This is a genomic window from Streptomyces sp. E2N166 (assembly GCF_003671715.1).
GTDB classification, from domain to species: Bacteria; Actinomycetota; Actinomycetes; order Streptomycetales; family Streptomycetaceae; genus Streptomyces; species Streptomyces thinghirensis.
On the sequence record NZ_RAIF01000012.1, the window covers coordinates 34,029 to 46,912 of the forward strand.

Annotated in this window: 14 protein-coding genes and 1 pseudogene; 9 read left to right on the top strand and 6 right to left on the bottom strand. The window is 73.0% G+C overall.

The features are described 5' to 3' along the window. The 3 genes from EBH09_RS07765 to EBH09_RS07775 all read left to right on the top strand — a co-directional run. Window positions 1-1,106 (top strand): S8 family serine peptidase (locus EBH09_RS07765; RefSeq protein ID WP_121746314.1); only part of this gene is annotated, 1,106 nt, incomplete at its 5' end. An 83-nt stretch (window positions 1,107-1,189) separates the two neighbouring features. After that, window positions 1,190-2,728, top strand: a complete 1,539-nt coding sequence (locus EBH09_RS07770; RefSeq protein WP_121746315.1) for a S8 family serine peptidase — start codon at window positions 1,190-1,192, stop codon at window positions 2,726-2,728. A gap of 360 nt (window positions 2,729-3,088) precedes the next feature. Then, complete coding sequence (locus EBH09_RS07775) at window positions 3,089-4,096, top strand: CopD family protein (protein WP_121746316.1); 1,008 nt, start codon at window positions 3,089-3,091, stop codon at window positions 4,094-4,096. Window positions 4,097-4,258: 162 nt separating this feature from the next. Here EBH09_RS07775 and EBH09_RS07780 read toward each other — a convergent pair whose 3' ends face one another. Continuing rightward, window positions 4,259-4,969, bottom strand: coding sequence for a VIT family protein (locus tag EBH09_RS07780; protein ID WP_121746317.1), 711 nt, complete (start codon window positions 4,967-4,969; stop codon window positions 4,259-4,261). Window positions 4,970-5,152: 183 nt separating this feature from the next. Between EBH09_RS07780 and EBH09_RS07785 the strand changes: the two genes are divergently transcribed. The 5 genes from EBH09_RS07785 to EBH09_RS07805 all read left to right on the top strand — a co-directional run bounded on the left by EBH09_RS07785 (window position 5,153) and on the right by EBH09_RS07805 (window position 10,044). Next, window positions 5,153-6,139 (top strand): DEDDh family exonuclease, encoded by a 987-nt coding sequence (locus EBH09_RS07785; RefSeq protein WP_121746318.1) that lies wholly within the window; start codon window positions 5,153-5,155, stop codon window positions 6,137-6,139. Between the two features lie 106 nt (window positions 6,140-6,245). Beyond that, window positions 6,246-6,479 carry a hypothetical protein gene (locus tag EBH09_RS07790; protein ID WP_121746319.1) on the top strand — a complete coding sequence of 78 codons (234 nt, stop codon included), beginning with the start codon at window positions 6,246-6,248 and terminating at the stop codon, window positions 6,477-6,479. A 150-nt stretch (window positions 6,480-6,629) separates the two neighbouring features. Next, window positions 6,630-7,421, top strand: a complete 792-nt coding sequence (locus tag EBH09_RS07795; RefSeq protein WP_121746320.1) for an SURF1 family protein — start codon at window positions 6,630-6,632, stop codon at window positions 7,419-7,421. Between the two features lie 75 nt (window positions 7,422-7,496). Then, window positions 7,497-9,284 (top strand): glycoside hydrolase family 15 protein, encoded by a 1,788-nt coding sequence (locus EBH09_RS07800; protein WP_121746321.1) that lies wholly within the window; start codon window positions 7,497-7,499, stop codon window positions 9,282-9,284. 4 nt (window positions 9,285-9,288) lie between these two features. Then, entirely contained in the window at window positions 9,289-10,044 is a 756-nt protein-coding gene (locus EBH09_RS07805; protein ID WP_121746322.1) for an SDR family oxidoreductase, read from the top strand. Window positions 10,045-10,103: 59 nt separating this feature from the next. Here EBH09_RS07805 and amaP read toward each other — a convergent pair whose 3' ends face one another. From amaP to EBH09_RS07830, 5 genes are read right to left on the bottom strand one after another with little or no spacing between them, the layout of a single operon-like run. After that, a complete protein-coding gene (amaP, locus tag EBH09_RS07810; protein ID WP_121746323.1) occupies window positions 10,104-10,691 on the bottom strand; it encodes an alkaline shock response membrane anchor protein AmaP in 588 nt (195 codons plus the stop codon). Then, window positions 10,688-11,350 carry a DUF6286 domain-containing protein gene (locus EBH09_RS07815; protein ID WP_121746324.1) on the bottom strand — a complete coding sequence of 221 codons (663 nt, stop codon included), beginning with the start codon at window positions 11,348-11,350 and terminating at the stop codon, window positions 10,688-10,690. Before EBH09_RS07815 ends, amaP begins: the two co-directional genes overlap by 4 nt. Further along, window positions 11,347-11,730: an Asp23/Gls24 family envelope stress response protein gene (locus tag EBH09_RS07820; RefSeq protein WP_121746325.1), complete on the bottom strand. Its 384-nt coding sequence runs from the start codon at window positions 11,728-11,730 to the stop codon at window positions 11,347-11,349. Before EBH09_RS07820 ends, EBH09_RS07815 begins: the two co-directional genes overlap by 4 nt. Beyond that, complete coding sequence (locus EBH09_RS07825) at window positions 11,727-11,912, bottom strand: hypothetical protein (RefSeq protein WP_019329346.1); 186 nt, start codon at window positions 11,910-11,912, stop codon at window positions 11,727-11,729. Before EBH09_RS07825 ends, EBH09_RS07820 begins: the two co-directional genes overlap by 4 nt. Window positions 11,913-11,963: 51 nt before the next feature. After that, the gene (locus tag EBH09_RS07830; RefSeq protein ID WP_121746326.1) at window positions 11,964-12,431 is read right to left on the bottom strand and encodes an Asp23/Gls24 family envelope stress response protein; all 468 of its coding nucleotides are present in this window, start codon (window positions 12,429-12,431) and stop codon (window positions 11,964-11,966) included. 87 nt (window positions 12,432-12,518) lie between these two features. Between EBH09_RS07830 and EBH09_RS07835 the strand changes: the two are divergent. Beyond that, window positions 12,519-12,884: pseudogene (locus EBH09_RS07835) on the top strand (nucleopolyhedrovirus P10 family protein); the annotation flags it as partial.

The following is a 12,884-nucleotide window of genomic DNA, read 5'->3' on the forward strand; positions in this document are numbered from 1 at the left end:
CCGAGGCCGCGGGCGCCGGCGAGCCGCTGGAAGCGGACCAGTGGGACCTGCGCGCGATAGGCGCCGACAAGGCCGCGAAGATCAACCCGGGCAGCTCCCGGGTCACCGTCGCCGTGATCGACACCGGCGTCGACGACACCCACCCCGACCTCGCCCCGAACTTCTCCGCGTCGCAGTCCGCCAACTGCGTGGGCGGCAAGGCGGACACCAGCGAGGGCGCCTGGCGGCCGTACACCGCCGACGACTACCACGGCACCCACGTGGCCGGTGAGATAGCCGCCGCCCGCAACGGCATCGGCGTCGCCGGCGTCGCACCGGGCGTGAAGGTCTCCAGCATCAAGGTGAGCGACCCCAACAACGGGCTCTTCTACCCCGAGAACGTCGTGTGCGCGTTCATGTTCGCCGCCGACCACGGCGTGGAGATCACCAACAACAGCTATTACGTGGACCCCTGGCTGTACAACTGCATGGACGACCCGGACCAGCGCGCGATCGTCGACGCGGTCAACCGGGCCCAGCTGTACGCCCAGCGCAAGGGCACCCTGCACCTCGCATCGGCCGGCAACTCCAACCACGACCTGGATTCCGACGCGATCGTCGACGACTCCAGCCCCGACGACTCCACGCCGGTGACTCGGACCATCGATCCGCACGAGTGCTACGACATCCCGACCCAGTTGCCGGGCATCGTCACGGTCAGCGCGACGGGCGTCGACAAGGAGAAGTCGTACTACTCCTCGTACGGCAAGGGTGTCGTGGACATCGCGGCGCCGGGCGGCGACGCGCGCTACCAGATCCCTGACACGCCGTCGAAGAACGGCCGCATCCTCTCGACCATGCCGAACAACGAGTACGCCTGGCTCCAGGGCACCTCGATGGCCTCGCCGCACGCCGCGGGCGTCGCCGCGCTGCTGAAGTCGAAGCACCGGCACGCGTCCCCGGCGATGCTCCAGGCGCTGCTGAAGGCCCAGGCGGACAACCCGGGCTGCCCTGCCTCCTACGACCAGGACGGCGACGGCGCGCAGGACGCCACGTGCGAGGGCGGCAAGCGGGTCAACGGCTTCTACGGCTTCGGCATCGTCAACGCGCTGCGCGCGGTGAGGTGACCGGCCCGTCCGGCTGCGAACGCCTGCTCCACCGTCCACGAAGTTCTCGAAGCAGTTCCTCGAACCAACTGGAGACATCGCACATGACAGCGCCCCACCCGCGTCACCGTCGTGCCCTCGCGATTCCGGCCGGCATGGCCGTGGCAGCGTCCCTGGCCTTCCTGCCGGGCGTCCCGGCCTCCGCCGCGGAGGCTTCGGAGGCCGCTCAGGCCGCGCCCTCCGTCTCGGCCGGCTCGGCGTCCTCGCTCAGCTACGTCGTCAACGTCCGCCCCGGGCACGGTCCCTCGGCGCACGTGAAGCGGGCGATCGCCAAGGCCGGCGGCACGATCGTGACGTCGTACGACCGGATCGGCGTGATCGTCGTCCACTCCTCCGACCCGGGCTTCGCCAAGTCCCTCCGCAAGGCGCGCGGCGTGCAGTCGGCCGGTGCCACCCGCACCGCACCGCTGCCCTCGGCCGCCACGACGGACACGGGCGCGCCGAAGGTGCTCAGCGGCAAGGAGACGGCCGCCGCGGAAGCCGCCGAGGGGCAGGACCCGTTGCAGCCCCTCCAGTGGGACCTGCCCGCCATCAAGGCGGACAAGGCGCACGAGAAGTCGCTGGGCAGCAGCAAGGTGACGGTCGCCGTCATCGACACCGGCGTGGACGACACCCACCCGGACATCGCCCCGAACTTCGACCGGGACGCCTCCGTCAACTGCGTGTCGGGCAAGCCCGACACCGCGGACGGCGCCTGGCGGCCGGGGGCGGCGGAGAGCCCGCACGGCACGCACGTGGCCGGGGAGATAGCCGCCGCCAAGAACGGCGTCGGCATGACCGGGGTGGCGCCCGGAGTGAAGGTCGCCGGCATCAAGGTGTCCAACCCGGACGGCTTCTTCTACACCGAGGCCGTGGTCTGCGGCTTCATGTGGGCGGCCGAACACGACGTCGACGTGACCAACAACAGCTATTACACCGACCCCTGGTACTTCAACTGCAAGGACGACCCGGACCAGAAGGCGCTTCTGGAAGCCGTCACCCGGGCCTCGCGGTACGCGGAGAGGAAGGGCGCGGTCAACGTCGCCGCGGCCGGCAACGAGAACTACGACCTCGCGGCCGACGAGATCACCGACCCGGTCTCCCCGAACGACTCCACGCCCTCGGACCGGGTGATCGACCCGTCCGAGTGCCTGGACATGCCGACCCAGCTGCCGGGTGTCGTGACGGTCGCGTCGACCGGCGCGAAGGACCTCAAGTCGTCCTTCTCCAACCACGGCCTCGGGGTCATCGACATCGCCGCGCCCGGCGGCGACTCGACGGCCTACCAGACGCCGGAGCCGCCCGCGACCAACGGACTGATCCTGGGCACGCTGCCCGGCGGCAAGTGGGGCTACATGGCCGGTACGTCGATGGCGTCGCCGCACGTCGCGGGCGTCGCCGCCCTGATCAAGTCGACGCACCCGTACGCCTCCCCGGCGATGGTCAAGGCCCTGCTGTACGCCCAGGCCGACGCCACGCCGTGCACCAAGCCGTACGACATCGACGGTGACGGCAAGGTCGACGCGGTGTGCGAGGGCTCGAAGAACCGCAACGGCTTCTACGGCTGGGGCATGGCCGACGCGCTGGACGCGGTGACCTGGTAGGCGGCACGCGCGCGTGAAGCGGGCCGGGAGGCTGCTCCCGGCCCGCTTCCCTTTCCTGCGTACGGCTTCGCGCGCGCGGCTTGTACGTACGGCTTCGCGCGCACGCCTTCGTGCGTACGGCAGGATCATGCTCATGCACACGGAGTGCGAGATACCGCGACGTGACCACCGCGGTGCGACCGCCCCAGCCGCACCTCCTTGCGCACGTCAGTGGGCCGCGCGGTGTGACACGTCACTCATCCGTTCCACGGCCCTCCCGAACCGTACGGCGGTCGAAAACGTCCCCATGTATGGAATGCCGGACCGCCAGTTGTTTTCCGGAACTTGCCCGGATCTGGGAGAGCTGGTGAAGATCTCGAGGTGACCTTGACAAGACCCCCGTCCCGGACCGCCGGCACCGGACGGCACGCGCGGGCCGCCGGTACCGGCCGGACCGTGGCGGTGCTCGTGCTGATCGTGCTGGCCGCGCTGATACCCGTCCTCGGCCCGTCCCCCGCCCTGCACGGCACGGGAGAGGCCGAGGCACCCGGCACCGGCGGCATAGCCCTGCTGCGAACGGTGCTCTTCGCCGCGCTGAGCGTTCCGGTCGGCGAACTCATCGTGAACCGGCTCGCCCGGTCGCTCCCGGGCACTCCCCCGGAACGGCCCCGCAGCTGGTCGCCGTACGCGGCCGCGGCCGGTTTCGTCGCCGCGCTGGGTCTGGCCTCGGTCGTGGCCACGGGCAATCTGGTGCCGGACAGCGTCGCCGACATCGACGCCGGCGGCCTCTACGAGTCCCGTGACGGCAAGCTCGCGCTCCTGGAGGTCAACGGGTTCCTCGCGGCCTGCCTGTGCGCCACCTCGCGCCGGCCCGGCCTCCAGGTCTGGCCGCTGGCCGCCGTCATCGTCGCGGAGGCGCTGCGCGCCCACCCCACGACCGAGTACAGCCCGCTGCTCGGCTCCGGTCTGACCCTCGTCCATCTGACGTGCGCCTCGCTGTGGGTGGGCGGTCTCCTGTACGTGCTGCGGACGCTGCGGCAGTGGCGGGGCGCCGAGGCGGGCCCGGCGCTGCTGGGTCTGTACGCGCGCGTGGCGGCCGTTCTGCTCGCCGCCATCACGGCGACGGGGGTGTGCAGTTCGCTGCGCCGGATGCCGCCGGGGACGATCGCGGACCAGCTCACGGACACGGCGTACGGGCGGGTCCTGCTCGCCAAGGTGATCCTGGTGGCCGCCGTCGCCGCGCTCGCCCTGTGGGCCAGGATCCGGCTGAGCCGCGCCGCCGACCCGCTGACCGCGTGCTCGCCCGCGCGCGCGGAGGTCGTCGCCCTGGGTGTGGTGGTGGCGGTCTCGGGCCTCCTGACGGCCCTTCCGGTACCGATCCGGTGGTGACCCCGCCCCCACGGCCGACCGCACGGAACGCGCCGCCCGCGGCCGCCCGCGGCTGAGCGCACCGGCCGCACGAGCGACGGGCCACCGGCCCCACCACCCGTGCGACCGCGCGTGTCACCGGCCGGAGCACCGGCACCACCGCCGGCGGTCCTCTCGGAACCGCTACACCCCGGCGACGTCCAGCAGTGACCCCGTCGCGTACGTGACCGCCATGGCCAGGGCGCCGCCTGTCACGTTGCGCAGGACCGCCCGCCCAGGCGGAGCCGCGCCCAGGCGCGCGCTGCTCCAGCCCGTCAGGACCAGGGCGCCCAGCACGCAGCAGACGGTGACCGTCAGCCGCAGGCCGGCCGGCGGCAGCACCATCGCCAGCAGCGGCAGCAACGCGCCGACCGTGAACGCCAGGAAGCTCGCCCAGGCCGCGTGCCACGGGTTGGTCAGCTGGTCGGGGTCGATACCGAGCTCCACGCGCGCGTGGGCGCGCAGCGCGTCCCGCCGGGTCAGCTGCTCGGCCGCCTCCCTGGCGACGTCACGGCTCAGTCCGCGCGCCGCCAGGAGGCCCACCAGTTCCTCCAGCTCGGCCTCCGGCTGCTCGCGCAGCTCCCGTCTCTCCATGGCCAGGGCGGCCTTCTCGGAGTCCCGCTGGGTGGAGACGGACACGTACTCGCCCGCCGCCATCGACAGCGAACCGGCGAGCAGCCCCGCGAGTCCGGCGGTCAGCAGGGCGGAGCGGTCGCCCGTCGCGCCGGCCACGCCGACGACCAGCCCCGCGGTGGACACGATGCCGTCGTTGGCGCCGAGGACCGCCGCCCGCAGCCAGTTGAGCCGGGTGCCGAGGGCACCGCCGTGGGCCTCGTCGTGCGTGGGTTGCGTCACATGGCGGAGGATGCCATCCGGCGCGCCGCGCGCCCCGCACCGACGCTCCGCGGCCGTCTCCCCGCGCCGTGCCGCCGCAACCCTTCCCCGGCGCGCGGAACTTGACGGAGGGACCGTTTCGCCGGGCGCCGCGGGGCCCCTGCGGGTCCGGGGTGTCAGTCGCGGCCCGTATCCTCATTGACCATGCTCGAAGACCGCACGACCGCACCGCCGTCCGCCACGGCGTGGCCGTCCGCGTATCCGCAGGGGTACGCGGTCGTTGACGTGGAGACCACCGGCCTGGCCCGCGACGACCGCATCATCTCCGCGGCCGTCTACCGACTGGACGCCCGCGGTGAGGTCGAGGACCACTGGTACACCCTGGTCAATCCGCAGCGCGATCCCGGCCCGGTGTGGATACACGGTCTGACGACCGACGTGCTCGGTGGAGCGCCACTCTTCCCCGACGTCGCCGAGGAGTTCGCGGCCCGGCTCGACGGGCGGGTGCTCGTCGCGCACAACGCCGTCTTCGACTGGCAGATGATCGCCCGGGAGTACGCGCGCGCGAAGCGCGAGGCGCCGGTGCGCCAACGGCTGTGCACCATCGCGCTCTCCAAGGAGCTGGGCCTGCCGCTGCCCAACCACAAGCTGGAGTCGCTGGCCGCCCACTTCGGCGTCGTACAGGAGCGGGCGCACCACGCGCTGGACGACGCGCGGGTGCTGGCGGAGGCGTTCCGGCCGAGCCTGCTCGCCGCGGCAGCGGGCGGCGTGCGGCTGCCGCTGCACGAGTGCCGGCCGCTGACCGAGTGGTCGGACCGGCCCGCGCCCCGGATCGGACAGCAGGCGGGTTACGGCGGCTACCGGCAGACCAGTTGGCGCCCCTCCCGAAAGAGGCCCGCATGCCCGTACCCCAACCCTGGCCGGTACGAAGAGGGCAAATGCCTCAAGCAGGGCATGCGGGTCGCCTTCTCGGGTGACACCTCCGTCGAGCGGGACCTGCTGGAGGACCGCGCGACCGAGGCCGGGCTGCACGTCGCCACCAGCCTGTCCCGGCTGACCAGCCTGCTGGTCACCAACGACCCGGACTCGGGCACCTCGAAGGTGGTCAAGGCCCGCCAGTACGGGACGCCGGTGGTGGACGAGGCGGCGTTCGGGCAGCTGCTCGCGGACGTCGAGCCCGCGGACGGCTGAGCCGTACGCGAGCTGATCCGTACGTGAACCGTACGGACGGGTGATTTAGGGCGACTCGCCCGGCGCCCGCTCGCCCGCGTCGCTCAGACGGCTCACCCTGTGGCGCATGGCGACATGTGAAGTCTGCGGCAACAACTACGGAATGACCTTCGAGGTCCACGCCCAGGGAGCGGTGCACGTCTTCGACTGCTTCTCCTGCGCGATCCACCGGATGGCGCCCATCTGCGAGCACTGCCGGGTGCAGATCATCGGCCAGGGCGTCGAGGTCGAGGGCCACTGGTTCTGCGGCGCCCACTGCGCCCGCGCAGAGGGGAGGGCGGGGATCGTCGACAAGGTCTGAGCTGAGCGCTTCGCGTGACCTCCGGGGCGAAGCCGTCGTTGAAACCACGTCGCGGCATCGCTGTCGAACGTGCTCCCCGCCTACGCGGGGGTACGGCTCTCGCGGGGACCTCCCCGCGAGAGCCGATGCCCGCCAAGGTACCGTCGATGCGTGTACCGCTTCCTGTTGTCCCGCCAGTGGGTGATCCTCACCCTCGTGGCGCTCGCGCTCATCCCGACGATGATCGAGCTGGGCTTCTGGCAGCTGCACCGCCACGAGCGCAGGGTCGAGCTGAACGGCGAGATCGCCGGCTCCCTGGCGGCGGAGCCCGTGCCGGTCGAGTCCATGTCCTCGCCGGGAGCGGAGGTCGACGACGAGCACCGCTACCGCAGGGTGACCGCGAAGGGTCACTTCGACCGCGCCGACGAGGTCGTGGTTCGTCGCCGCACCAACGCGGACGACCGGGTCGGCTACCACGTGCTGACCCCGTTCGTCCTGGACGACGGGAAGGTCCTGATCGTCAACCGGGGCTGGATCCCGTCGAGCGGCGGGAGTCAGACCGCCTTCCCCGAGATCCCGGCGCCCCCGGAGGGCGAGATCACCGTCACCGGCCGGCTGATGCCCGACCAGACGACCGAGGACAGCGGTATCAAGAACGTCGAAGGGCTGCCCGACCGCCAGGTCATGCTGATCAACAGCGAGCAGCAGGCCGAGCGCCTCGGCGAACCGGTCCTCGGCGGCTACGTCGAGCTGACCGAGCCCAAGCCCTCGGCCGACACCCCCGAACTGATCGAGGAGCCCGACCACGGCAGCATCGGCAACCACATGGCGTACGCCGTCCAGTGGTGGCTGTTCGCCGCGGGCGTCCCGGTCGGCTGGTTCGTCCTGGCCCGCCGTGAGGCCCGGGACCGGACGGCGGAGGACGCGCGGGAGACCACGGAGGCGGAGCCCGCGGCGGTGTAGCCGGTAAGGGGCCGTCCGGCAGGAGGACGGCGGCGGATCCGATTGCTCCGCCCCCGCTCGGGAAGACGGAATCCCGTGCACACCCAAATCGAGGACTACGCGCTCATCGGCGACCAGCAGACGGCGGCCCTGGTCGGCACGGACGGTTCCGTGGACTGGCTCTGCCTCCCCCGCTTCGACTCCGCCGCCTGCTTCGCCAAACTCCTCGGCGACGAGGACAACGGCCACTGGCGCATCGCCCCCAAGGGTGCCGAGCGCTGCACGCGCCGCGCCTACCGGCCGGACACCCTCGTCCTGGACACCGAGTGGGAGACCGAGGACGGCTCGGTGCGGGTCACCGACCTGATGCCCCAGCGCGACCGCGCCCCGGACCTCGTACGCATCGTGGAGGGCCTGAGCGGTGAGGTCACCATGCACAGCGTGCTCCGGCTGCGCTTCGACTACGGCTCGATCGTCCCGTGGATGCGCAGGGCCGACGGGCACCGGGTGGCCGTCGCCGGACCGGACGCGGCGTGGCTGCGCAGCGAGCCCGAGGTACGCAGCTGGGGACAGGACTTCGGGACGCACGCGGAGTTCACGGTCGCCGCGGGCGAGAAGGTCGCGTTCGTCCTGACCTGGCACCCCTCGCAAGAGCCCCGCCCCCCGCTGATCGACCCGTACGTCTCGCTGGAGCACAGCGTCGAGGACTGGCGGGCCTGGGCCGCCCACTGCCGCTACGACGGTCCGTACCGGGACGCCGTCGTCCGTTCCCTGATCACCCTCAAGGCGCTCACCTACAAGCCCACCGGCGGGATCGTGGCCGCCCCCACCACCTCGCTGCCCGAGGAACTGGGCGGCGTGCGCAACTGGGACTACCGCTTCTGCTGGCTGCGCGACTCGACCCTCACCCTGGGCGCCCTGTTGTCGGCCGGATATCTGGAGGAGGCCGAGGCCTGGCGCGACTGGCTGCTGCGCGCGGTCGCGGGCAACCCGGCGGACCTGCAGATCATGTACGGCCTGGCCGGCGAGCGGCGGCTGCCCGAGTTCGAGCTGCCGTGGCTGTCCGGCTTCGCCGAGTCCACGCCCGTACGGATCGGCAACGACGCGGTGAACCAGCTCCAGCTGGACGTGTACGGCGAGGTCATGGACTCGCTGTCGCTGGCCCGGCTGGCGGGCATGCACCCGCAGCCGCAGATGTGGGAGCTGCAGTGCGCCCTGATGGACTTCCTGGGCACGGCGTGGCGGGAGCCCGACGAGGGGCTGTGGGAGGTGCGCGGCGGGCGCCGGCAGTTCGTGCACTCGAAGGTCATGACATGGGTGGCCCTGGACCGGGCCGTGCGCACGCTGGAGGAGCATCCCGAGCTGGGCGGTGGTGACCCGGACGGCTGGCGCGCGCTGCGCGAGGAGGTGCACCGCGAGGTGTGCGAGAAGGGCTACGACCCGGAGCGCAACACCTTCACCCAGTCCTACGGCTCGCGGGAGCTGGACGCCTCGCTGCTGCTCATCCCGCGCCTCGGTTTCCTGCCGCCGGACGACCCGCGGGTCGTCGGCACGGTCGACGCGATCGGCGAGGAGCTGACCCGGGACGGCCTGGTGCGCCGCTACAGCACCGAGGGGGACCCCGTCGACGGGTTGCCGGGCGGCGAGGGGACCTTCCTGGTGTGCTCCTTCTGGTACGCGGACGCGCTGCACGCGACCGGCCGGGCGAAGGAGGCCCGGGAGCTGTTCGAGCGGCTGGTGGGACTCGCCAACGACGTGGGGCTGCTGGCCGAGGAGTACGACCCGGTGGCCCGCCACCAGCTCGGCAACTTCCCGCAGGCGTTCAGCCACGTCGGCCTGGTGAACACCGCCCTGGCCCTGTTCGGGAACGAGGGGGCAGGATAGGGCCATGGATCTTGGACTGAAGGACCGGGTGTACGTCGTCACGGGAGCCACCCGGGGCCTGGGCAACGCCGCGGCGCGCGAGCTGGTCGCCGACGGGGCGAAGGTGCTCGTCACGGGGCGGGACGAGCAGAGCGCCGCCGACGCCGCGGCCGCGCTGGGCCCGGACGTGGTGGGGGTGGCCGCCGACAACGCCGACCCCGAGGCCGCCGGCCGGCTGATCGCGACCGCCCGTGAGCGCTTCGGCCGCTTCGACGGCGTACTGATCAGTGTGGGCGGGCCACCGCCCGGCTTCGTCGCCGACAACACGGACGAGCAGTGGCAGGCGGCGTTCGAGTCGGTGTTCCTCGGTGCGGTGCGGCTGGCCCGGACGGCGGCGGCGGAGCTGGAGTCGGGCGGTGTCATCGGCTTCGTGCTGTCGGGCTCGGTGCACGAGCCGATCCCTGGCCTGACCATCTCCAACGGCCTGCGCCCGGGGCTGGCCGGCTTCGCCAAGTCCCTCGCCGACGAGCTGGGTCCGCGCGGCATCCGGGTCGTCGGCGTGCTGCCGGGCCGCGTCGACACCGACCGGGTGCGCGAGCTGGACGGCCTGTCCGCCGACCCGGAGGCGACCAGGGCGGCCGCCGAGTCCCGCATCCCGCTGCGCCGCTACGGCGCCCCGGAGGAGTTCGGCCGCGCGGCGGCGTTCCTGCTGTCCCCTGCGGCGTCGTACGTGACGGGCGTGATGCTGCCGGTGGACGGCGGCGTGCGGCACGGGTTCTAGGGGGCGCCGGTTGGATCCTGCCGGGGTCGCGGGGGCCGGCACGCCGATCCGCACGGCGCTCAGTTGACGCGCTCGGCGCCGTGTTCGACGCCCCGGAGGTGGACCTCCGCAGGGAGGTTGTCGAGGTTCGCCGAGGCGCGGGCGTGGGTCAGGGCGTGAGTGGTGAGGTCGTCCAGGGCGGTGCCGGGGTCCACGTGGGGTGCCAGGAGCAGGCGGATACGGGTCGCCGGGGCGGTGCGGCGGCCGATGAGGCGGACCTTGGCCCGTTCGACCCCGTCGACCCGGTCCGCCTCCTGGGCGAGGACGGCTTCCAGGGCCCGGCCGCGCAGCGCCGCGCCCTCGCCGTCCCCGGTGTCGACGAGGACCTCGGCGAGCCGGCGGCGGCGCACCACCGCGACCAGCCACCACAGGGCGAGCAGCAGCAGGACGGCGAGGGCGGCGATGACGACCGGCCACCACCAGCCGGCGTCCCGCCACCGGGTCCGCTCGGCGTCGCCGAGCAGCACGTCGTGCGGCCCGTCGTGGAGCCACCAGGAGGGCGCGGGGGCGCCCAACCCGATGGCGAGGACCGACCCGCCGAGGGCGAGCAGGATCAGGCCCACGAGCCCGAGCAGCACACGGTCGACGGTCCTGAGCACCGCCCTCACCCCTTTCGTCCCGGCCGCGCGACCCGCAGCGACACGGCGGGCGGCCGGGCCAGCCCCAGCCCCCGCACCGCGTCGTCGAGCGCGCCGTCCAGATCGGTCCGTACGTCGTCCAGTTCACGGAAGTGCGACAGCGCGCGCACGCGGACCTTCCGGCGGCGCATCCGGACCCGCGCGGACTGCACCCCGGCGACCTCCATGGCCCGGTCGCGCAGCACCGTGGCGGCGGCGTCCCGGTGGAGCCCCGCGCGTACGTCCGGACGGGTGCGCCGCATCGGGAGCACCTTGCGCAGACCGGGGGTGAGGGCCAGGGCGAGCAGCCAGAGTCCGAGGGCCGCGGCGACTCCCGCGCCGACGAGGACCCACGTGTCGTCGAGGGGCCGGTCGGCGAGCTGCCGGGCCAGTTCGCGGCGCCAGCCGAGGCCGGGCCGGCCGGCGCGCACGGCGACGACGTCGTAGAGGAAGGCGCCCGCGACGAGCAGAAGCAGCAGCGCGACGATGCCCGCGGGGACGCGGCGCGCCGACCAGAAGCGGCCGGCCGGTCCGCTGCCGGGGCCGGAGTCGGACGGCGGTCCGGTACCGGCCGCCGGCTCCTTCTCCATGACGGGCTCCATGACGGGCAGGCGCCGCGTGCTGCCTTCGGTACCCTGGGGCTCGCTCATCGCGTCCTCCCCTGTCTCGCGCCGTACTCCGCCGCCAGGTGCAGCCGCTCCACCTGGACGGCGACCTCCGGCACCGCCATCCCCACCAACGCGCTCACCCGCTGGACGACTTGGTGACGCACTCGCCCGCAGCGGGCGCCGATGTCGCACGGGTAGTCGAGTTCCAGGTGGACCCGGACGTGGGCGGTGTCGTGGTGGACGACGACGGTGGCGTGCGGGCGCTCGGCATCCGGGTGGAGCGGGCCGACCGCCTCGCGCGCCGCCTGCGCGGCGACCTTGGCGACCACCCGGTCGGCGATCCGCGTGGCACCGCGCTCGCCCGGCGGTACCACGGCCGGGGTTTCGAGGAGCTCGCCGGCCCCACCGCTCACGCCGGTCACCGCCGCCGGTCGTCTCGGCTGCGGAAGAAGTCACCGAGGTCCATGTCCCCCTCCAGCAGGCGGCCGACGACGAACCCGACGGCTCCCAGGGCCGCCACCAGCAGAAAGGCTCCGAACCCGCCGAAATACCCGGCGAATCCCAGCGCCATGCCGGCGATCAAGCCGACCACGGCCATGCTCATGGTGCGCTCACCTCGTTCACCGCTCAGTCCACTCCTCGGTCAGCGTCCGCGTCACTTGATCCGGGGCTCCGGCTCCTCGTCCTCCTCGTCGGGCAGTTTCACGTCGCTCACCGCGATGTTGACCTCGACGACCTCCAGCCCGGTCATCCGCTCCACCGCCGCCACCACGTTCTCCCGCACGTCCCCGGCGACGTCCGAGATCGACACGCCGTACTCGACCACGATCTCCAGATCGAGCGCGGTCTGCTTCTCACCGACCTCGGCCTTCACCCCGCGCGTCACCCCCGACTTGGTGCCGCCGGGCACCCGGTCGCGCACGGCGCCGAAGGTGCGGGACATCCCGCTGCCCATGGCGTGCACACCGGCGACGTCTCGTGCCGCCATTCCGGTGATCTTCTCCACGACGCCGTCGGCGATGGTGGTGCGGCCCCGGTCGGCGGGGGCTCCCCCGCCGCGCCGGGTGCCCTGCCCACGCTGTGCACCGGTCTCGGTCGTTTCCTTCTCCGTCAAATCACTCATCGCCGCAGTCCCTTCCGGTCCGTCCTTCTCCGACCACCGTAAGCACGGTTGCGCGATCCCGCGTCGTGGATGCGGCAGGCTGAAGGAATGACGACGGCGGACCGGTGGGCGCGGACGGTGCGGGATCAGCTGGGGCTCGGCAGGTTGCTGCCGCTGGGCGGCCCGGAGGACGGCGCGTGGATCGCCGAACGCGCGGCACGGGAGGTACTGCTGGCCGCGGCCGGGAGTGTGACGGGCGTGCGTCCGGGCGGCCTGCGTATCGCGCCCGCCGGCCGGGACGACGCACACGAACCGGCCGTACCGCCGCCGCCGAGTGCCCTGGCGCCCGGCCCGCTGCGGGTGACGGCCGACTTCGCGGCGACCGTCGGTCCCGCCGCGACGGGCGAGCCGCTGCCGGCGACGGCCGCCCGGCTGCGCGCCGTGCTGACGGCGGCGGCGCGGGAGCTCGGTCTG